Annotated in this window: 21 protein-coding genes; 18 read left to right on the top strand and 3 right to left on the bottom strand. The window is 51.6% G+C overall.

The window, feature by feature from the left end; translation table 11 throughout:
* Window positions 1-1,176, top strand: coding sequence for an acyl-CoA dehydrogenase (locus tag ACO0LD_RS25090; RefSeq protein WP_186946636.1), 1,176 nt, complete (start codon window positions 1-3; stop codon window positions 1,174-1,176).
* 226 nt (window positions 1,177-1,402) lie between these two features.
* On the opposite strand, the gene ACO0LD_RS25085 is transcribed toward ACO0LD_RS25090, so the two are convergent.
* A complete protein-coding gene (locus tag ACO0LD_RS25085; protein ID WP_423011049.1) occupies window positions 1,403-3,055 on the bottom strand; it encodes an isovaleryl-CoA dehydrogenase in 1,653 nt (550 codons plus the stop codon).
* A 128-nt stretch (window positions 3,056-3,183) separates the two neighbouring features.
* Here ACO0LD_RS25085 and ACO0LD_RS25080 point away from each other — a divergent pair, with 128 nt between their 5' ends.
* From ACO0LD_RS25080 to ACO0LD_RS25055, 6 genes are all read left to right on the top strand, one after another.
* Complete coding sequence (locus tag ACO0LD_RS25080; RefSeq protein WP_423011047.1) at window positions 3,184-3,822, top strand: TetR/AcrR family transcriptional regulator; 639 nt, start codon at window positions 3,184-3,186, stop codon at window positions 3,820-3,822.
* Between the two features lie 9 nt (window positions 3,823-3,831).
* Window positions 3,832-6,135 (top strand): DNA polymerase III subunit gamma/tau, encoded by a 2,304-nt coding sequence (locus ACO0LD_RS25075; RefSeq protein ID WP_423011045.1) that lies wholly within the window; start codon window positions 3,832-3,834, stop codon window positions 6,133-6,135.
* An 82-nt stretch (window positions 6,136-6,217) separates the two neighbouring features.
* Window positions 6,218-6,544, top strand: a complete 327-nt coding sequence (locus ACO0LD_RS25070) for a YbaB/EbfC family nucleoid-associated protein (protein ID WP_423011043.1) — start codon at window positions 6,218-6,220, stop codon at window positions 6,542-6,544.
* Between the two features lie 2 nt (window positions 6,545-6,546).
* Window positions 6,547-7,143 (top strand): recombination mediator RecR, encoded by a 597-nt coding sequence (gene recR / locus ACO0LD_RS25065; RefSeq protein WP_423011040.1) that lies wholly within the window; start codon window positions 6,547-6,549, stop codon window positions 7,141-7,143.
* 30 nt (window positions 7,144-7,173) lie between these two features.
* Entirely contained in the window at window positions 7,174-7,839 is a 666-nt protein-coding gene (locus tag ACO0LD_RS25060; protein ID WP_423011038.1) for a hypothetical protein, read from the top strand.
* Between the two features lie 39 nt (window positions 7,840-7,878).
* Window positions 7,879-9,126 (top strand): CaiB/BaiF CoA transferase family protein, encoded by a 1,248-nt coding sequence (locus tag ACO0LD_RS25055; protein WP_423011036.1) that lies wholly within the window; start codon window positions 7,879-7,881, stop codon window positions 9,124-9,126.
* 177 nt (window positions 9,127-9,303) lie between these two features.
* Here ACO0LD_RS25055 and ACO0LD_RS25050 read toward each other — a convergent pair whose 3' ends face one another.
* Together ACO0LD_RS25050 and elbB are read right to left on the bottom strand one after the other, a co-directional pair.
* Complete coding sequence (locus tag ACO0LD_RS25050; RefSeq protein WP_423011034.1) at window positions 9,304-9,906, bottom strand: MarC family protein; 603 nt, start codon at window positions 9,904-9,906, stop codon at window positions 9,304-9,306.
* A gap of 40 nt (window positions 9,907-9,946) precedes the next feature.
* Entirely contained in the window at window positions 9,947-10,597 is a 651-nt protein-coding gene (gene elbB / locus ACO0LD_RS25045) for an isoprenoid biosynthesis glyoxalase ElbB (RefSeq protein WP_423011032.1), read from the bottom strand.
* 237 nt (window positions 10,598-10,834) lie between these two features.
* Here elbB and ACO0LD_RS25040 point away from each other — a divergent pair, with 237 nt between their 5' ends.
* The 11 genes from ACO0LD_RS25040 (at window position 10,835) to gspD (ending at window position 21,320) form a co-directional block, all read left to right on the top strand.
* On the top strand, window positions 10,835-11,035 hold the full coding sequence (locus ACO0LD_RS25040; RefSeq protein ID WP_423011030.1) for a DUF1289 domain-containing protein: 201 nt from the start codon (window positions 10,835-10,837) through the stop codon (window positions 11,033-11,035).
* An 84-nt stretch (window positions 11,036-11,119) separates the two neighbouring features.
* Window positions 11,120-13,378, top strand: a complete 2,259-nt coding sequence (locus ACO0LD_RS25035) for a molybdopterin cofactor-binding domain-containing protein (RefSeq protein WP_423011028.1) — start codon at window positions 11,120-11,122, stop codon at window positions 13,376-13,378.
* A 218-nt stretch (window positions 13,379-13,596) separates the two neighbouring features.
* The gene (gene gspG, locus ACO0LD_RS25030) at window positions 13,597-14,067 is read left to right on the top strand and encodes a type II secretion system major pseudopilin GspG (protein WP_423011026.1); all 471 of its coding nucleotides are present in this window, start codon (window positions 13,597-13,599) and stop codon (window positions 14,065-14,067) included.
* A gap of 9 nt (window positions 14,068-14,076) precedes the next feature.
* A complete protein-coding gene (gene gspH, locus ACO0LD_RS25025; protein WP_423011024.1) occupies window positions 14,077-14,541 on the top strand; it encodes a type II secretion system minor pseudopilin GspH in 465 nt (154 codons plus the stop codon).
* 1 nt (window position 14,542) lies between these two features.
* A complete protein-coding gene (gspI, locus tag ACO0LD_RS25020; RefSeq protein ID WP_423011022.1) occupies window positions 14,543-14,929 on the top strand; it encodes a type II secretion system minor pseudopilin GspI in 387 nt (128 codons plus the stop codon).
* Window positions 14,919-15,602: a PulJ/GspJ family protein gene (locus ACO0LD_RS25015; RefSeq protein ID WP_423011020.1), complete on the top strand. Its 684-nt coding sequence runs from the start codon at window positions 14,919-14,921 to the stop codon at window positions 15,600-15,602. The genes gspI and ACO0LD_RS25015 overlap by 11 nt, the downstream gene beginning before the upstream one ends.
* Window positions 15,599-16,603, top strand: coding sequence for a type II secretion system minor pseudopilin GspK (gene gspK / locus ACO0LD_RS25010; protein ID WP_423011018.1), 1,005 nt, complete (start codon window positions 15,599-15,601; stop codon window positions 16,601-16,603). The genes ACO0LD_RS25015 and gspK overlap by 4 nt, the downstream gene beginning before the upstream one ends.
* Window positions 16,604-16,609: 6 nt before the next feature.
* Window positions 16,610-17,860: a type II secretion system protein GspL gene (gspL, locus tag ACO0LD_RS25005; RefSeq protein ID WP_423011016.1), complete on the top strand. Its 1,251-nt coding sequence runs from the start codon at window positions 16,610-16,612 to the stop codon at window positions 17,858-17,860.
* Window positions 17,860-18,360, top strand: coding sequence for a type II secretion system protein GspM (gene gspM / locus ACO0LD_RS25000; RefSeq protein ID WP_423011014.1), 501 nt, complete (start codon window positions 17,860-17,862; stop codon window positions 18,358-18,360). The genes gspL and gspM overlap by 1 nt, the downstream gene beginning before the upstream one ends.
* Before the next feature lie 15 nt (window positions 18,361-18,375).
* Complete coding sequence (gene gspN / locus ACO0LD_RS24995; RefSeq protein ID WP_423011012.1) at window positions 18,376-19,155, top strand: type II secretion system protein N; 780 nt, start codon at window positions 18,376-18,378, stop codon at window positions 19,153-19,155.
* Entirely contained in the window at window positions 19,152-21,320 is a 2,169-nt protein-coding gene (gene gspD / locus ACO0LD_RS24990; protein WP_423011010.1) for a type II secretion system secretin GspD, read from the top strand. Before gspN ends, gspD begins: the two co-directional genes overlap by 4 nt.

Raw genomic sequence — 21,320 nt, 5'->3', positions numbered from 1 at the left:
ATGGCCAAGGCTGTATTTAGTTGGGAAGATCCCTTGTTATTGTCCTCGCAACTCAGCGATGAAGAGCGCATGGTGCAGGATGCTGCGCGTGTCTATTGCGAAGAAAAGCTGACACCGCGGGTACTGGAAGCTTTCCGTCATGAAAAAACAGATCCAGCCATTTTCCGTGAGATGGGTGAGCTTGGTTTGCTGGGTTCCATGATCCCTACGCAATACGGTGGTGCTGGTTTGAACTATGTTTGCTATGGCCTGGTGGCGCGCGAAGTGGAGCGTGTTGATTCTGGTTACCGTTCCATGATGAGCGTACAAAGTTCGCTGGTCATGGTGCCTATCAATGAATTTGGCAGTGAAGCACAAAAACAAAAATACCTGCCCAAGCTGGCAACGGGTGAATGGATAGGCTGCTTTGGCCTGACCGAACCTAATCATGGCTCTGACCCAGGCAGCATGGTAACCCGTGCCAGGACTGTGCCGGGCGGTTATTCTCTCAGTGGCGCGAAGATGTGGATCACTAACAGTCCTATCGCAGATGTTTTCGTGGTCTGGGCAAAGACAGATGATGGCCGTATCCGTGGCTTTATCCTGGAAAAAGGCTGGAAAGGCCTGACCGCGCCTGCGATTCATGGCAAAGTAGGCTTGCGTGCTTCCATCACTGGCGAAATCGTCATGGATGAAGTATTCGTGCCAGAAGAAAACCTGATGCCGAATGTAGAAGGCCTGAAAGGCCCGTTCACTTGCCTGAACTCTGCCCGTTACGGTATCGCCTGGGGTGCTTTGGGTGCGGCAGAATTCTGCTGGCATACAGCACGTCAATACACCATGGACCGCCTGCAATTTGGCCGCCCACTGGCAGCAAATCAGCTGGTGCAGAAAAAATTGGCTGACATGCAGACAGAAATCACGCTGGCACTGCAAGGTTGTTTGCGTCTGGGCCGTATGAAGGATGAAGGTACTGCTGCCGTTGAAATTACATCCATCATGAAGCGTAATTCCTGCGGCAAGTCCCTGGATATCGCCCGCACTGCACGCGATATGCTGGGCGGTAATGGTATTTCTGACGAATTTGGTATTGCCCGTCATCTGGTGAATCTGGAGGTCGTCAATACCTATGAAGGCACGCATGATATTCATGCCTTGATACTGGGTCGTGCACAGACTGGGATTGCGGCGTTCTAAGAACCTGCTCACGATCTTACTGCGCGAGCGCGGGTTGTGCTTTATGCGGGCCTCATGCGCTGCTCAAAATGCTCATGTACTTAAGTACATTCCGCTTTTTGCGCTGCGCTTTTGTTACCCTTAACCCGCTGACGCTCGCTCGCTACAGATCGTGAACAGGTTCTAGTTGCCACAATAACGCTGCCCGGTCTTTTGACAGGGCAGCAGTTTAGAAATTAATTCGTCTTCAGATTGTAAATGCGCGGGTAATAATGCGCTCTTGTAAATCTCCGGTCGTGGCAGCTTCCAGTGTGCCCAGAGTACCATACACGCGACCACATCCTGCATCTGTGCGGCTTTGTATAAATGTCCTGGCGATATCAGCCTCTGCATATTCTGCCATCAGGAAAGACTGGGCCGTCAGTACCAGTTTCTGGGTAATACGGCGGGCATTCATTTCCCTGAATTCTGTTGATGCCAGGTCTGACTTTAATTCTTCCACCATTTGCCTGACTTGTTCCGATGCTGAATTGCTCCATAGTCGCAGCAGCAATTGCAGGCCTTCCGGGTCTCTTTCCATGGCACGCAGTACATCCAGGCACATAACATTACCTGAGCCTTCCCAGATGGAGTTGACAGGTGCTTCTCGATATAACCTCGCCATGGGGCCGGTTTCTACATAGCCATTGCCACCCCAGACTTCCATGCATTCGCCAGTAAATTCCAGCGCACGCTTGCATATCCAGAATTTTGCGGCCGGTGTCATGATGCGTTTCCAGGCGCGGTGCAATGCATCATCTGGTGCATCCAGCGCGCATGCGAGATGCAGCATGAGGCGAGTTGCTGCTTCACTTTCCAGTGCCAGATCAGCCAGTACATTGCGCATCAAAGGCTGATCTGCCAGCTTCTTGTCGAAAGCCGTGCGGTGGCGTGCATGATGGATGGCTTGCACCAGCGCCTGCCGCATCAGGCCTGCGCTGCCGATGACGCAATCAAGCCGGGTCAGGTTGGCCATTTCTATAATGGTTGGTATGCCCCTGCCTTCACTGCCTATCATGACGCCGTAGGCATCCTGGAATTCGACTTCACTGCTGGAGTTGGATTTGTTGCCCAGTTTGTCTTTCAGCCTTTGTACCAGGATTGCATTCTTGCTGCCATCAGGACGCCAGCGCGGTACAAAGAAACAGGATAGACCAGTCTCAGTTTTGGCTAAGACGAGATGGGCATCGCACATGGGGGCAGAAAAAAACCATTTATGGCCGGTCAGTGCGTAGGCCTGGCCTCGTCCCTCAGCACCCAGTGCGACGGCCTTGGTGGTATTGGTGCGCACATCCGAGCCGCCCTGTTTTTCCGTCATGCCCATGCCTATCAGGATGGATTTTTTCTGGGCTATGGGCAGGTCACGCGAATCATGTTCCAGCGAGTACAGCTTGTCTTTGAGTTCAGCGAACAGCACAGTTTCGTCTTGCAGCACGGGGATTGATGCAAAAGTCATGGTGCTGGGGCATAAGGAGCCTGATTCCACTTGTGATTGCATGAAATAGCCAGCAGCACGGGCAACATGTGCACCTTTGCGCGGCTGGCTCCAAGGGCTGGCGTGCAGGCCTTGCTTGCGTAGTATTGCCAGCAGTTGATGCCAGCTGGGATGGAAATCCACCTTGTCTATGCGCTTGCCCTGTCTGTCATGGGTATGCAATTCTGGCAAGTGCTTATTGGCCAGTGCAGCAGCTTCCAGTACTTCGCCACTACCTAACTCTCGTCCAGACTCAGTCAATGCCGCTTGATACCAGTCTGCCTGATATTGCGCCAGGCTAGTCATTAGAACGGTATCACTAGTGAAAATATTGTAATCTTGCAGGTCTGTGACCTGATTGCTTATTTCATGGGTTTGCCACTGCATATGGGCCTCATTGATATGGGGTACTCTAAATAAGTGAGCCAGGTGAATAGTGTAGTCTGATGAAGTAAGCAACATGTTCGCTTTTCAGCGAGCAATTTAGTCTCCGACCTTAATCGACAAGAAAGACCATGAGCGAGTCTGCCAGCCCTTTGAAATTACGCCGCAAGCCAGTGCAGCAACGCTCGAAAATGACACAATTGGCAATCCTGGATGCCTTTGTTCGGCTTTTGGTCGAAAAAAACTATGCCGATCTGACCATGCGCGATATTGCTTTAGTCGCCGGGGTGGGGCTGGGTACGCTGTATGAATACTTTCCTGGCAAGAAATCGATAGCGGCGCATTGCATCCATGAGCGCATGAAGAATATCGGCGCGCAGATGCGCATCTGGGTAGAGTTCCAGCACGGCCAGCCCTTGCAAGACATCGTCACGGATCTGCTGGAACGCATCATTCTTTTACATGCTGACAAGACTGAAGAATGGTCTGCCCTGATTTTCCTCGAGCGGCAGATTTCCAATATCGAAGCCTATAGCGCCCTGTATGGACAGGTTGTTGATATCTGGGAATCTGCTTTTGCGGCAAGTTCAGACCGTGCAGATTACCCAAATACCAGTCCCGCGATAGTCCATGCGGCTGTCTATGGTGTCTTGTACCAGACCCTGATGTTGTCCCCGCAAAGCCTGCAAGAGCCTGAATTTCTTGCTCAGATGAAAAACTTGGTGTTGGGATATCTGCAAATCACTGATCAGAGCGCCCGAATAAGGTAAAATCGCGGGATGTCCTATCAAGTCCTCGCCCGAAAATATCGCCCCAAGAGTTTTGAAACTCTGGTGGGGCAAGAGCACGTGGTCCGTGCCTTATCGCATGCGCTAGAGCAGCAGCGGCTGCATCACGCCTATTTGTTTACCGGTACCCGTGGTGTCGGCAAGACGACGCTGTCACGCATACTGGCCAAATCCTTTAACTGCGAGACCGGCATTACAGCCCATCTTTGTGGAGTTTGTGAGGCCTGTACGGCGATTGATGCCGGACGCTTTGTTGACTATATAGAAATGGATGCCGCTTCGAACCGTGGCGTCGATGAAATGGCCTCGCTGCTGGAGCAGGCAATTTATGCGCCGTCCAATGCACGCTTTAAGGTCTATATGATAGACGAGGTGCACATGCTGACCAACCACGCTTTCAACGCCATGTTGAAAACGCTGGAAGAGCCGCCTGAACACGTCAAATTCATTCTGGCAACGACAGACCCGCAAAAAATTCCAGTCACGGTCTTGTCACGCTGCCTGCAATTCAATCTCAAGCAAATGCCGCCTGGCCATATTGTTGGTCATCTGGAAAACATCCTGGGGCAAGAGCAAATCGATTTCGAATTGCCTGCCTTGCGTTTGCTGGCGCAAGGTGCCCATGGCTCCATGCGCGATGCCTTGTCGCTGACTGACCAGGCAATTGCCTATGCCGCTGGCAAAGTCAGCCTTGATGCGGTACAAGGCATGTTGGGGGCGCTGGATCAGTCTTATCTGATACGCCTGCTGGATGCCTTGCTGGCGCAGGATGGCAAAGCTTTGCTGGATGTTGCCGACGAAATGGCGGCACGCAGCCTGTCGTATAAAGCGGCGTTGCAAGATCTGGGCAGTTTGCTGCACCAGATCGCCGTGGCGCAAATGGTGCCTGCCGCAGTGGCAGAAGATATTCCCGAGCGCGAACAGGTTTTGCGTCTGGCGCAGAGTTTTGCTAAAGAAGAAGTACAACTGTTTTATCAAATTGCCGTGCATGGCCGCAATGAGCTGGCGCTGGCACCTGATGAATATGCAGGTTTTAGCATGACGTTGTTGCGTATGCTGGCGTTCAAGCCTGTCAGTGGTGAGCAATGGGCACAGCCGCCTGCCAGTACGCCACCGGCTGGTGGCCGACCTGCATTGCCAGTTAATACTGTGAACAATGCACCGCCTGCACAAAGTCCTGTGCGGTCCGCCCCTGTTTCCAGTTCTGTTGCTTCCAGCAGTAGTGTTAGCGTTGCACCTGTTGCAAATACAACGCAGGCCGTGATGCCTGTTCGCACTCCAGCAGAAACACCGAAACCAGTTGTTCAGGATAATATTGAGGCACCAGCCAGCACACCTGTTGCTGGCACACGTGTCAGCCCGGTCCTGGCTGCCCTGGCTGCAGCACGCGCAAATACCAAGAATGGCACGCCAGCAGGAAAGCCCGCTGCTGCCGAAGTTGCGCCAGTAGCCAAAGCTGCAATTGCACCAGTTGCCCCTGTAGCTCCGGTCACACCTGTTGTGCCTATTCGTCCTGTTACTCCCGTTAACTCGCCAGCAGTCAAAGTAGCACCTCCATCGCCGCAACCAGTAATCAAGCCTGCCCAGCCAGTGTCTGCACCCGCACCTTTGATCGCCGAACAGGACATGCAATCCATGGGCATGGATGATATGCCGCCGCCATGGGATGAAGAAATGTTCTTCGATGCAGAGCCTGCAAAACCGGCGATGTCACCAAGAGTGATGAATCCTGCTTCTGCCCCTAACCTGCCGCAGGAGCAAGCCGCGCCAGTTGAAGTGGCCGTGCTAGCTGATACTGCGGTAACTGTTGACCTGGAACCGCAAGCTTCCGCTGCAGAAGTGATCAAGCCCAGAGAATCAATTACCCTGAATGCCGATCGCCTGATCGCGAATGCACCAGTACCCGAGTTGAACTGGGATGGTCATTGGCCTGCGCTGGCTGCCAGTTTGCCAGTACGCGGCGTAGCCCAGCAAATGACGCAGCAAAGTGAATTGGTCAGTTGCAAGCAAGATGGCAATGCCCATGTATTCCGCCTGCGCCTGCCTTTGTCTACACTCTTGTCTTCGGGTAGTGTGGAGAAACTCAGTACTGCCTTGTCCGAGCGTTTTGAAAAAACCATACGGGTAGAAACCGAGATAGGTGCGGTTGAGCATACAGCCAACGCGCAAGCGGTGGCTGAGCGGGGAGTACGCCAGCAACAGGCAGAAAAATCCATACAAGGCGACAGTTTCGTGCAGACTTTAATGCGCGAATTTGGTGCCACTATCGTCACGGGTAGCATACGGCCGGTCTGATGCCAGCGGCGTGCAAGATATATGCAAATACGCGTGACCATCTTTTAATCAATATTCCATTTTTATTTTCGGAGAAATTTTTATGATGAAGAATCAATTAGCCGGTCTGATGAAGCAAGCCCAGGCAATGCAGGACAATATGAAAAAAGCCCAGGATCAATTGGGACTGGTAGAAGTAGAAGGTCAGGCTGGTGCTGGCTTGGTCAAGGTTGTCATGACCTGCAAGAACGATGTCAAGCGCGTTACTATTGACCCATCTTTGCTGGCGGATGACAAAGACATGCTGGAAGACCTGGTCGCTGCCGCATTCAATGATGCAGTACGCAAGGCAGAAGCCACTTCACAAGAGAAAATGTCGGCACTGACCGCTGGCATGCCATTGCCACCTGGCTTCAAGATGCCATTCTGAGTGTGAAAAAACTAGGTAGTCTGGAAGCCTTGTCTGAGGCCCTGCGTCGCTTACCCGGCGTCGGGCCAAAGTCTGCCCAGCGCATGGCTTATCATTTGCTGCAACATGACAGGGAAGGCGCGTCCATCCTTGGCATGGCCTTGACCCATGCGGTCGAGCGTATACAGCATTGCACGTCCTGCAATACCTTCAGCGAAAGCGAAGTCTGCGAGACCTGTCTGGATGCAGTGCGCGATACCAGTCTGCTATGCGTGGTAGAAACGCCATCAGACCAGATGATGATAGAGCAGACCATGACTTACAAAGGGCTGTACTTCGTTCTCATGGGACGGCTTTCGCCACTCGATGGCATAGGCCCGAAAGATATCCATCTGGAAAAGCTCGTCGCCAGAGCTACTGACGGTAAAGTGCAGGAAGTGGTACTGGCCACCAATTTCACCAATGAAGGTGAGGCAACCGCGCATTACATCAGTGAGACACTGAAGGCGCGCGGCTTGCGGGTCAGCCGCCTTGCCCGTGGTGTGCCGGTTGGTGGTGAACTCGAATATGTGGATGCTGGCACTATTGCCCGCGCCATGCTGGATAGACGGACTACTTGATACAGTAACTGAGAAATAATATAAGCCACCATGTTTCTGATCCCAGCCGAACAAAAAAGCAAATTGCACTTGCAATGGTCAGACCTGATAAGGGGATTGGCTGGGAGTGCCAGGCATGCAATGGAAGTCTGGACTTTGCTGGATAAGCATTACTCCGAACCTCAACGCAGTTTTCATAATCTCACGCATATCCAGTCCATGCTCAAGCATGCTGAAGAACGGCGGGCGGACATACAGAATTTTTCTGTAGTGTCCCTGGCTATCTGGTTTCACGACATGGTGTATGACACCCATGCCAACAATAATGAGCTGAAAAGTGCAGAGTTGGCAGGTGAATTGATGATGCGTATGGAAATTAATCCCACCATCATCATGCATGTGCAGCAATGCATACTTGCCACTGCCAGGCATGAAGTGGCTGATTTTAAAAATCGCGCTGCTGACATTCCCTTGTTCCTTGATATTGCCCTGACTATCCTGGGTGCACCCAAGGACGTTTATCAGCAATATAGCCGCGCCATACGCAACGAATTCCGCTGGCTGGAAGCGCCAGCCTACAGGGCAGGGCGCTTAAAAGTGCTGAAGCGTTTTGCCGACCGTGAAAACTTATATTTCCATCCCATCATGGCTGCGCAATTCGACGCTCAGGCACGTGCCAATATCGCATGGGAAATCAAGAAACTCACTTTTGTCTGAGCTGACCCTGTAACCTTTTCTGGACGTATTTTTACTCTTATGCAGTCACAAGCTAAAGCACACGGCCCTTTGGTGGGCATCAAGGTCCTGGAGTTGGGTACGCTGATTGCGGGGCCATTTTGCTCGCGCATGCTGGCTGAATTTGGTGCTGAAGTGATCAAGGTAGAGTCACCCGATGGCGGTGACCCCCTGCGTCAGTGGCGCGTATTGAAAGATGGTACGTCCTTGTGGTGGAGTGTGCAGGCGCGTAATAAAAAAAGCATTACCCTGAACATGAAGCAGGAGCAGGCGCGTGAAATCGCCAAACGCCTGGCCCTCGATGCCGACATCATCATAGAAAATTATCGTCCAGGTGTATTGGAAAAATGGGAACTGGGATTTGATGATTTAAAGGCGATTAACCCCGCCACCATCATGGTGCGCCTGTCTGGCTATGGCCAGACAGGGCCTTTGAAAGACTTGCCCGGTTTTGGTGCCATTGGTGAATCCATGGGCGGTTTGCGTTATGTGTCGGGGCATGCCGACCGTCCACCTGTGCGGGTAGGAATATCAATAGGTGATTCTGTCGCCGCCCTGCATGGTGTTATCGGTGCCATGATGGCCTTGCGTCATCGCGATGTGACTGGCGGGCGCTGGAATGGCAAGCAGGGTGAAGCATGTGTCGCCGGTCAGGGGCAAATGGTGGATGTGGCGCTATATGAGTCAGTATTCAATCTGATGGAATCGCTGGTACCAGAATTTGATCATGCCGGTGTCGTGCGTGAGCGTACTGGCGGTGCCTTGCCGGGTATTGTGCCATCGAATACTTATACTACGGCCGAGGGTGAGAATATCGTCATCGCTGGTAACGGTGATGCGATTTTTCACAGGCTCATGAAAGCCATAGACCGGGATGATCTGGCGCAAGACCCAGGCCTGGTACGCAATGATGGCCGCGTCCCGCGTACGGCAGAGATTGACGCAGCAATTCAAACCTGGTGTTCTGGCCGTGATATAGAAACTGCCTTGCAAATACTCAAGGCAGCAGATGTGCCAGTTGGTAAGATCTACTCGGTGCGCGACATGATGAGTGATCCGCAATTTCTGGCACGCCAGATGTTTGAGCAGCATGCGTTTGAAGATGGTACGCCAGTCAAGTTGCCTGCCATTACACCCAAGATGTCAGAAACGCCAGGCCAGACACAATGGCTGGGTCCACGTTTGGGGCAACATAATCAGGAAGTGTTGAGTGCGCTGGGTTATAGTGATGCAGAGATCGCGCAAATGACTGCGAATAAGGTAATTTAGGTAGGATAATTTTAAGGTGAACTATGAATCGTCAGGCGCTTAAACAATTCTTGATAGCTTTAGCTTTGTTCCTGCTCGGCTATTTCACCTTCAATCACTGAAGTTGCTTGATATGTCGCTTGATAAGTCGTCTGATATGGCTGACCAAGTACTCAATGCGTGGCCAGCCATGTATGATCAGTTCAGGGTTTTCAGATAATCCCTGATTCCTGCCAGCAGCATTTCTACCGACATGGCTGTCAGTATCAAGCCCATCAGGCGCTCAAATGCGGTCATGGCACGAATGCCCAAGACTTTTTGCATGCGTTCCGCACTCAATAGCACAATCAGCCAGACCACGGCAACGGCAGTCAATGCCGCTAGATGCACCACCATGTCTTGTCGGCTGTCTGATGAAAACAGCAGTACTGTCGCCAGGGCAGACGGGCCGGCCAGGGCTGGTATTGCCAGTGGCACGATGAAGGGTTCATGACCATCTTCCACATCCCCAAAAATACCGCCTTCTTGCGGGAAAACCATGCGCAAGGCAATCAGGAACAGGATTACGCCGCCACCTATGCGCAAAGATACTTCAGTCAATTGCAGCGCGGTCAGGAAGTGTTTGCCAAAAAACATGAACAGCAAAAGCAGGCCAAACGCAATCGCGCATTCGCGTACCACCACGCGCCAGCGCCTTTCAGGTGCGACATGGGACAGGGCGCTGACAAAGATGGGGACGTTGCCAAACGGGTCGGTAACCAATATCAGCAACATCAGGGATTGAAAAAAATCTTGAGTCATGAAGACCTTGTTTAAAAATTCGCGCTTTGAAAGAGCCGTCTTAAATTAATGCCAGCGTGGCTTTGACGGCAGCTTCTATACCTGTCGCTGCATCAGCAATATTTTCTGCCAGCATGTAAGCGGGTGTGCTGACAACTTTTCTTTGCTTGTCGATGACAAATTCTTTTACCGGGCAATTGATGTGTTGCCCGCCCATGGCAGTTACTGCTGCGGCAGTGTCTGCATCTGTGCCTATGGTGACAGCAACACCGCTGCCATATACTTGCGGCATGATAGCCGGGGCTATACAGATATAACAGGCTGGTTTGCCCGCGTCGGCTATGGCTTTGGCGAAGCGCAAGACATCCGGCTGTATCTGGCAGTCAGCCCCTTTGCTGGCAAAGTCAGACAGGTTTTTTGCGGCCCCAAAACCACCGGGGAAAAATACTGCGGCATAATCGTCGACATTAGCCTGGGCAATGTCCTTGATTTTGCCACGGGCAATGCGGGCAGACTCTACCAGGACATTACGGCTTTCACCTTCAGCGACCTGGCCTGTAAGGTGATTGACGACATGGGCTTGCGGAATATCAGGTGCCAGGAATTCCGGTTCTGCACCGGCTTTGACCAGCGCCAGCATGGTCAGGACACTCTCGTGAATTTCAGCGCCATCGAAGACGCCACAACCGGAAAGAACGACGGCTACTTTCATGATGTACCTTTATATTTGTGGGGGAAGGACAGAAAGCACGTAATTTTCCTGCCGAAGCCTGTAGCCTGTCAACAAAGTCCCTCTTTTTCTGGAAAAATAGAGGGCAAAATAGAGTAAGGCCACCAACGCAGTAATCAAAAAAACATTTACTATTAGTCGGGGAAAGGCGAACGCTCGTTTTATTATAAGAGCGCAAAGTCCTCTGGCAAGATTTCCCTGAAAACAAGAGTACAAACTATGTCAGTAATAAAGATGGAAGGTAAGGAACGTCCCGATACCCCTTGTGTTGCGGTTTGCTCAACGACATTTGATGATGTTTGCCGTGGTTGTGGCCGTACTGTGGCCGAAGTGGCGGAGTGGGTGTTCATGACGGCAGAGCAAAAGGATGTAGTCTGGACCCGGATATTGGCAGAGGGCTATCCTAAACGTAATACATAGAACTTAAATAAGAACAGCCAGATAATAGGCACAGAATAAGTGCTAAAGAATAAGAGCTGTAAAAAATATACTTGGAGACCTTGCATGCCGCAAGTAAAAAAATCAGGACGCCGCCGCTTTATTCTTGGTGGCTTGGGTTTGACCGGCGCATTACTGGTGGGTTGGGGCGTCATGCCGCCGCGCCAGCGTCTGAACGCCAGTACGCCCTTGCCCGTGTCAAATGGCGAAGTCGCCATGAATGGCTGGATCAAGATTGCACAAGATGGCACCGTCAGTGTTGCCATGCACAGGAGTGAGATGGGGCAGGGCATACATACTGCCTTGCAAATGCTGGTGGCCGAAGAACTCGATGTGCCCATGAACATGGTCAAACCCATGTATGTGCCCGCAGATAAAATTTACGGCAGCATGGCGGCACTGGCCGATGGCCTGCCTTTTCACCCGGATGATCACGGTAGTGTGAAGCGCGTTGCCCAATGGGTGACCTTGAAATTCGCTCGCGAACTGGGTTTGCAGATGACAGGTGGCTCATCCAGTGTCAAAGATGCCTGGCAACCCATGCGCGAAGCTGGAGCTACAGCCCGCGCCATGCTGGTCGCTGCAGCAGCAAAGAAATGGAATGTGGCTGCGGCAGAATGTACGACCAAGGACGGCATGGTCAGCCATTCATCCGGCAAGCATGCCAGCTATGGTGAGCTGGCTGCCGATGCTGTCAACAGCAAGCCTGGTGAGATACAACTGAAACGTCCGCAAGATTTTAAAATCATAGGCCAGCCGCAGCCACGTACTGACGCTGCGCCCAAAGGTGATGGTAGCGCCCAGTTTGGTATTGATGCCAGGCCAGAAGGCCTGCTCTATGCCGCCATCAAACAAAGCCCGACCATAGGTGGTCGCATCAAGTCTTTCGATGCTGCGGCAGTCAAATCCTTGCCGGGTGTCATGCAAGTCATTGATTTTTCCATGGAAGGGGCGGTGGCCGGTGTTGCCGTGGTCGCTCAGTCTTATTGGCAAGCCAAACAGGCGCTGGAAAAATTGCCCATCAACTGGGATGCGGGCGAGCATGCGCAACTTTCGACTGAAAGCATTTTTAAGGACTTTGCCAGCAAGCTCGATAGCGAATCAGGTTTTGCCTATCACAAGGCAGGGGATGTCGAAGCCACGTTGACTGGCAAGGACATAAGCAAAACCATAGAAGCTGAATATCGCGCGCCGTTCCTGGCGCACGCTGCGATGGAACCCATCAATTGCACTGCACAACTCAAGGATGGCAAGCTGCAAATCTGGGTTTCTACCCAGGTGCCCGGCGTTGCCGCAGATGTGGCTGCCAAAGTTGCCAAGCTTAAACCTGAAGATGTCACTTTGCACATGGCCTATCTGGGTGGTGGCTTTGGTCGCAGGCTGGAAGTGGATATGGTCGCGCAAGCGGCGCGTATTGCCATGGAAGCCAAGGGCGCTCCCGTCAAACTGATTTGGAGCCGGGAAGAAGATACTACGCATGATATGTACCGGCCAGCGGCCCTGGCGCGTTTCAAGGCTGGGCTGGATAGTGCGGGAAAATTGCTGGCTTACGACAATAAGTCTGTGTCAGGTTCGATTACACATCAGGTCTTGAAGCGCACTTTTGGTCTGGCCGGAGCAGGCCCGGACAAAACTACAGCGGAAGGCGAGTTTGACATGCCTTATGAAATCCCGCACCAGCGCATCAGGCATGTCATTGCCCCCAGTCCTGTGGCGCTAGGTTTCTGGCGCTCAGTCGGTCATTCGCATAATGCCTTTTTCAAAGAGAGTTTTATTGATGAAATTGCCCATGCGGCAAATCAGGACAGTCTGACGTTTCGCCGTGGTTTGCTGAAAGATCATCCACGTCATCTGGCAGTGCTGGATGCAGCGGTACAAAAAGCAGGCAAACCAGCAGAAGGCAGGGCGCATGGCCTGGCATTGCATGAATCTTTTGGCAGTATCGTCGCCCAGATCGCTGAAGTCTCAGTGCAGGAAGGGCAGATCCGGGTGCATAAAGTAATTTGCGCTGTGGATTGCGGCATAGCGGTTAACCCCAACATCATTGCCCAGCAAATGGAGTCTGCGGTGGTCTTTGGCCTGAGTGCTGCCTTGTATGGGGAAATTACTATCAAGGATGGCAAAGTCATGCAGAGTAACTTCAACGATTACCAGGTCTTGCGCATCAATGAAGCGCCTGAGGTCGAAACTGTCATTATCAAAAGTGCAGAACCGCCCCAGGGTATAGGTGAGCCAGGCGTGCCGCCCATTGCCCCGGCGGTTGCCAATGCCATCTTTACCCTGACCGGCAAGCGCCTGCGCAGCCTGCCCCTGAAATTGAGTTGACACATACTGGTGGTAGTATGAAATGCAATTCAACAGAATTCATACATATTAATTTCCAATTTTGTGTTTAAATATTGTCTTCAAGGCATTTTTTGTTACTATTCGATACAGAAAGTGGCCCCAGGGATAATCTCAGGATTTATACTGCGTCAGCGTGCTGATAGTATGCACGCCACGCATTTTTTTATTTTTAGAGTTTTCATTTTTAGAATTACGCCATGCTTAATTTTTCAGTTCCTTCAGTTTCATTGCGTGCAGGCAAGGCCCGGAATTCCGAGCGCGGCTTTACCCTGATCGAGATCATGGTCGTTGTGACCATCATCGCCATTCTGGGTGCCTTTATGGTGCCCAAGCTCACTGGCTTCACTCATGAAGCCAGGGTGACTGCAGCCAAACAGGATATTTCTACCATCATGGGTGCACTGAAGATGTACCGTTTGCATAACCAGCGTTACCCCACCACAGAACAAGGTTTGCAAGCCCTGATAGAAAAACCGACATCCGGCCCGGCGGCAAATGCCTGGGCAACTGGTGGTTATATAGAAAAATTACGCAATGACCCCTGGGGCAAACCATATCAATATCTTTCACCCGGTATCAGGGGGGATGTCGATGTATTTTCACTGGGTGCCGATGGTCAGCCTGGCGGCAGTGGTGAAGATGCAGACATAGGTTCCTGGGATTTATAAGAAGCACACATGAAGATGAAGCATGGGCAGCGGGGCTTTACCTTGCTGGAATTATTGGTGGTGTTAGTCATTTTTGGTCTCATTCTGGGTGCCATCAGTATTAACGCCATGCCAGGCGAGCAGCAGCGCCTGGAAAATGATGCCAAGCGTATTTCCCTGCTTTTACAACTTGCTCGTGATGAAGCCATCGTGCGCAATTTGCCCGTGGCTTTTGAAGTCGACCAGAACGGTTATCGCTTTCTGGTCAGGGAAGACAGAATCTGGTCGCCCATCAAGGACGACATGCTGCGCGAACGGTTTTTTCAAACTGCGCCAGTAGAATTATCCTTGCAACCGCAGGCGGCAGATACTTCGGTCATACGCATACTGTTTGGCCGTGAACCCGTCGATAAACCCTTTGTGCTTACCATCAAGTCCAATGACAAACATGTCAGTGTACGGGCCGATGGCATAGGTCATTTTTCAGTGGAATAAGATGCATAAAATGCCACAATTGCGCTCGCAATCCGGGTTTACCCTGCTGGAAGTACTGGTGGCGCTGGTTATCGTCGGTACTGCCCTGGGTGCAAGCTTGCGCGCAGTTGGCAGCCTGACGCAAAACAGCAGCAGCTTGCGCGCTTCCATGATGGCGACCTGGTCGGCTGAAAATCGTCTCGCGCAAATACGTCTGGCGCATGAGTGGCCAGCCTTCGGTGAGCGTACCTTTGCCTGCCCGCAGGGAGATTTACACCTGATGTGCGAAGAGCATGTTATCGCCACCCCCAATCCTTCTTTCAGAAGGGTTGAAGTTTTTGTATATGAAGCAGATAGCCCTGAGCGTCGCATCATCAAGCTGACCCAGGTGGTGCCGAATGCACTTTAAGCGCCAACTACTTCGCCAAGACCGTCCAGCCAAATTATCGCAGTCCGGTTTTACTCTCATCGAGTTATTGGTGGCGATCACCATACTGGCGATTATTGCCGTGCTCGGCTGGCGTGGGCTCGACAGCATAGTCCGTGCCCGTGTGGTCCTGACTGCCGAGATGGAACAAACGCGTGGCATACAGCTGGCATTTGCCCAGTTGGAGAACGACTGCGCCCACCTGGTGGATGCCAGCAATTTACCTGGACGCGAAGTATTCAGCGCCATAGGCCCAAGACTGGCCCTGGTGCGCAGCGTATTTGAAGAAAACCAGCCCACACGTTTGCAAGTCGTGGTGTATAGCGTACGCGGTGGCGTACTGGGGCGGCGCGAAATGCTGCCTACCCGCGAACTGGCCGTGCTGGAACATGATTGGCAAGATGCCTTGTCAGACACAGAAAGCAGTCCCTCAATCGCGCTGCAGACTATGGTGACTGGTTTTGAAATGCGCACCTGGAAAGCGGGCGAGAATGGCTGGCGCGCAGGTGGCAGTGAAGCTGCCGGGGCCAATCCCGTACCGGCAGCCCCTGGTATTCCAACGAGATCTGGTAAATTGACTGGTCTGGAAATCGCCGTGCAGTTGTCTGGCCGTGAACTGCCTATTACCAAAGTATTTTTGCTGGGTGCAGTATGAGGAAGAAAAATATTCCTCAGCAGCGTGGTGTGGCGGTCATTACTGCCTTGTTGTTAACGACATTGGCCATCACGATCGTTGCCAGCCTGTTCTGGCAACAGCAGGTGCAGGTCAGGTCGATAGAAAACCAGCGCATGCAGTTGCAAAAGAAATGGATTTTACGAGGGGCAATAGATTGGGCGAGATTGATTTTACGTGAAGACAGTAAGCAATCTGCCAATGTTGATCATCTCGGTGAGCCATGGGCTGTCAAACTGGCAGATACCCGCCTGGATCAATATGTAGAAAATGCCAAGACCGACAATGAAGATAGCGATGCAACGCTGTCTGGCCAGGTCATTGATGCACAAGCCATGTATAACCTGAATAATCTGGCAACCGATGGCAATGTGGATGCGCGTGAGATGGCCGCATTCGGCCGTTTGCTGGTGAACCTGCACATTGATGGGCAATTGGCAGAAGCCGTGGCCGATATGGTAGCCAGGACACAGTCCAGAGCAATTGCAGGACCAGGTTCTTCAGCCGCCGAAACGGGCGCTGGAAAAAGCCCATCCGATTCCACGCTACCTGAAGTACAATTCCTGCGCTTTACGCAGGTAGATGATTTGCTGGCAATAAATGGATTTACGCCAGATATGGTGGAAAAGCTTAAAACTTTTGTGACGGTATTGCCTGGCAAGACCAGCATTAATGTGAATACGACCTTTGCAGAAGTGCTGGCAGCCAGGATAGATGGGCTCAGTGTCGGAGATGCCGCAGCGATGATAGCCAGCCGCGACCGCGCCTACTTCCGTACAGTGGGCGAATTCAAGACGCGTTTTGAAGACAGGTTGAAAACATTGACAGACAAAGATGTAGACGTGGCGACCAAGTACTTTATCGTCAATGGTAAGGTCAAAATGAACCGCTCGGCGCTGGATGTCAGCGCATTGATAGAGCGCGCCGATAGTATAGGATCAACGGCGATGACAACAACGGTGCTTTGGGTACGGGAAAATTAAATAAAAATGGCAAGCACACTGTATATCTCTTTGCCCTCCAGAGTGGCGGCACAACACAGGCCAGATTGGTCGGCGCAAGCATTGGCTTTCGCCTTGATATCGGCAGAAGGACGTTTGCAACAGCAAGGGCATTCCAGCCTGGCTGAATTGAAAGCCCTGGCGATTAGTGCAAAGCAGGTTGCTTTTATTCTGGCTGCCAGCGACACCAGTTTGCTGAGAACCAAAGTGCCGCCCATGTCGGCTGCCAAGCTGAAGCAGGCATTACCCAATTTGCTGGAAGACCAATTGATTACTGATCCATCTGACCTGGTCCTGGTCAGTGGCGATGTGCTTGATGGCGAAATCATTGTTGCCGTTACAGATAAAGCCTGGCTGGAAGGTTTGGCCAAGAAGGTAAAAGACTGGCCGAGCAGAAAGTTTTCTGCCTATCCGGCACAGTTGGCTCTGGCTTTTGATGTGCCAAGCCAGACTGCCTCGGCCTTGATAGAAGAAAAAGATGAAGGGCTGGAACTGAGCCTGCGTGACGGTGTTCAGCATGGTCTGGGCCTGAGTCTGGAAAGTGCTGGCATGAGCGATGCACTTTCCATGTTGGCACAATTAAGTGCCAGCCCTAAAGTTGCTGCGTACGTTCCGGCCACTGCTATTGAAGCTAGTCAGCTTGCGCTTAAAACCCTGGAACTGGAAGACAAGATAGAAGTCATGCCCGTAAGCTGGGTTAACAGAGTGGCAGGTATCAATTCAGATACGCCTGATCTGATGACGGGTGTAGCGGCAGAACACATGGCCAGTTTTGACTGGAGCAAATGGCGCTGGCCAGTGCGTTTGGCGATAGCCTTGGTGGTTATCAATTTACTGGCGCTGAACATCGAATGGTTCAACCTCAAGCGCGAAGAAAAAGACCAGAAAAACGCCTTGTTGCAGGTGTACCGGAATGCCTATCCAAAAGAGACGGTTATTTCAGATAGCCCACTGAAACAGATGCAACAAAAAGTCAATATTGCCAAACGAGCCGCAGGTCAATTTGCAGCCAATGATTTTGCTGTTATTGCGGCGCAATTTTCGCAGGTCTGGGACAGGGTGGGTGTACCCGGTGGTGTGGCATCGGTAGAGTATAAGGACAGATCGCTATTCGTCAGGATCAAGCCCAATGTACAAGTGCCCATGGATGCCTTGCGCTCGGCCCTGGCTGAACAGTCCATGAAAATCAGTACCTCGTCAGATGGTGCTTTGCGTATTTCTACCGGAGGTAAGGACTGATGTTCAGCGCAATTAAAGAGCAGTTCAATTTCTTTTGGCAAGCCCGGGTAGAGCGTGAGCGCAAGATGCTGCTCATTTGTGCTGCATTTATTCTTGCCGCAATCACTTATGGTTTTTTCCTGGCACCTGCTTTGAATGGACGCAAGCAGTTAAACATTGCGCTACCAGTCTTGAATCAGCAATTGGCAGAAATCACTGAGTTGAGCAAGCAGCAAGCCGGTCTGACCGCCAATTTGTCTGAATTTGTCGCCCCCGTCACTCGCGAGCAATTAGAGGCAGTCCTGGGAAGACGTGGCATCAAGGTACAAACTATTGCCGTCAGTGATGATTTGGTCCGTTTGCAAATTCCCAGTGCTTCTTATGCAAATTTGATGGAATGCCTGGTGGAAATGCAGAAGGCCTCAAGATTGACGGTGGAAGAAGCAAAACTCGTGTCCTTGCTGGAAAGCGGGCTGGTAAGTGCGACTTTGACTTTGCGACAACAAAGAAGTTCTTCCTGAGGCCGGATTAAAGCGATGTTAATTACCCGACGTTTGACGTGGATACTGGCTGCAATTCTTAGCGTCATCTTGACTGTCGTCGTGTTTTTGCCTGCCAGTTGGCTGGGCTTTGTCCTGGAAAGGCAAAGCCAGGGCAGGTTGAGTCTGGGGGATGTGCAGGGCAGTTTTTGGCAGGGGTCAGCATTTATAGGTGTGGCTGCGGGCAAAAGCGGGCCAGTGACGCCCTTGTTTCCTGGGCGGTTTCAGTGGCGTATTTCACCGCTGTTGATGTTCGGGCAAATCAAGGCTGAGTTGGAAAACTCTGCGGCTTTGTCGGCACCAGTCAAGATTGCTGGCAACTTCAGTCAGTGGCAAGTCAGCCCTTCGGTCTTGTTGTTGCCACCAGAACGTCTGGAAGGTCTGGGCGCACCCTTGAATACCGTGGGGCCAACAGGTTTATTGCATTTGTCCTGGAATGAGTTACTGTTTTCGCGCAAGAACGCGCAACTGAGTATGACCGGGCATATGCAGTTGGAATTGGCAGAAATGGCGTCTCGCCTGTCGCCTATCAAACCCTTGGGTAGTTATCAGATGGCTTTTGATTTGCGCGGGACCGAGGCAGACATGCAGTTGTTGACGATGAAGGGCCCGATGATGCTGGCAGGAAGCGGGAAAATGACAAATGGTCGTTTCCAGTTTTCTGGCAAGGCATGGGCAGAGGCAGGACAGGAAGCAAGGCTGGCAAATTTATTGAATTTGCTTGGGCAGCGTCGTAATGACGGTGAAAAAGATGTAATTGCGTTAGAGTTCAAATGAAAACATTTCCATTAAAGCACAGGGTCGCCATGACAAGAAATTCGCTACGCCAACCTATCCAGCAATTGTCTGCATTGACTGGTGCAGCAGTATTGACTGCTGGTTTCTTGATGGCACCCATGGCCATGGCCCAAGACCCGTCAAAAAATACGGTAGACATCAATCTGGTGGGCGCGGACATTGAGTCGGCCATCAAGGCGATAGGTCACTACACTGGCGTGACTTTCATCATTGATCCACGGGTCAAGGGGCAGATCAATCTGGTATCAGAAACACCTTTGACCAAGGACCAGGCTTATAAATTACTGACTTCCACTTTGCGCCTGCAAGGTTTTTCAGTGGTGGCAGCTGACGGTTATTCCAAGGTGGTACCAGAATCAGATGCCAAGTTGCAACCAGGGCCTACCCAAAATACCAGTTCGGAAAGATCTGAAACTGCCAAAGGCGATCAGGTTGTCACCCAGATTTATAAGCTGAATTATGAGTCTTCCGCCAATATCGTCACTATATTGCGTCCGCTGATTTCACCGAATAATACGATCAATGGCAACCCCAGCAATAACACCGTTGTAATCACCGATTATGCTGACAATATCAAGCGCCTGAACAAGATCATCGCTGCGCTGGATGTGCCAGCCACGACAGATATGGACGTGATATTGGTCAAGCATGCGATTGCTTCTGACATCGCTGCCATGGTCTCCAAGGTCATCGACTCAGGTGGCAGTGGTGCTGATCCAACCAAGCCAGTATTGCTGGCCGACCCACGTTCCAATGCCATCCTGGTACGTGCTTCATCAGTTGCCAAGGCAAACCAGATCAAGTCCCTGATCGCCAAGCTTGATCAGCCTACATCGCAACCTGGCAATGTACACGTGGTTTATTTAAAGAATGCCGAAGCTGAAAAACTGGCGCAGACCTTGCGTTCCATCGTGACAGGTGACACATCTTCTTCACGTAGCTCCAGCAGCAATATTTCGAATGCTGGCAGTGCTGCCAATGGCACGAATGCGCCTGTTGCTGCAAACACGACTGGCAGCACACAAACCAGTATGCCCTCATTCAGTAATAACAGCACCAGCGGCAGTTCCAGTGGCGGCGGTGCAGCCGGTTATATCCAGGCTGATGCGGCCACGAATACTTTGATCATCACCGCCAGTGAGCCTGTCTATCGCAACTTGCGCACTGTCATTGAACAGCTTGATGCACGTCGTGCGCAGGTATATGTCGAAGCCCTGATTGTCGAGATTAGCGCTGACAAGTCGAATGAGCTGGGTGTGCAATGGATGGGTTTGTCGGGTGACAGCACCAGTAATTATCGTGTTGGCGGTGGTACCTCATTCTCTACCAAAGGCAATAATCTGCTTAATCTTGCCGCAGGTAATGCAGCAACAGTAGGTTCTGTGTTGCCAGGTGCTGGTTTATCCCTTGGTATATTCAAGCAGGTCAATGGCCAATTGGGCCTGGGTGCCTTGGCACGTGTACTGCAGACAGATGGCAATGCCAATGTCTTGTCGATACCAAATATCGTCACGCTGGATAATGAAGAGGCAAATATTATCGTCGGTAAAAATGTGCCATTGATTACCGGCCAGTTCACGACTGCGTCCAGTGGCACAGCGGGCGTCAATCCTTTCCAGACCATAGATCGCAAACAGGTTGGTTTGAAACTGAAGATCAAGCCGCAGATTTCTGAAGGTGGCACAGTCAAACTGGCGATTTATCAGGAAGTATCGAGTGTCGATGATACGACCAATGCTGCGGGTATTATTACCAAGGAACGTTCCATCACCACCAATGTGCTGGTGGATGACGGCCAAATCATTGCACTGGGCGGCTTGATTGAAGACAGTACGACTGATGGCGGGGAGAAAGTACCTGGCCTGGGTGATTTGCCCTTCATCGGTAATCTGTTTAAATACCAGACCAGCAAACGCTCCAAGACGAACTTGATGGTATTCCTGCGTCCTACGGTGATACGCAGTGCAGAGCAAAGCAATAATATTTCTGTAGACCGCTACGACTATATGCGTACCCAGATCGTACCTTCCAAGGACGGCGTTGCCGAGAATTTATGGCCTACTGCGGAAAAAGGAAAATTATTGACTACGCCTTTGCTGATCTCTCCTGAGAAAACAACGACAACAGGCCAGGAAGGCAAATAA

The organism is Undibacterium sp. Ji83W (assembly GCF_049340385.1).
GTDB lineage: Bacteria > Pseudomonadota > Gammaproteobacteria > Burkholderiales > Burkholderiaceae_D > Undibacterium.
The sequence above is the reverse complement of the archived record's forward strand: the minus strand, read 5'-3'. Positions and strand labels throughout refer to the sequence as shown.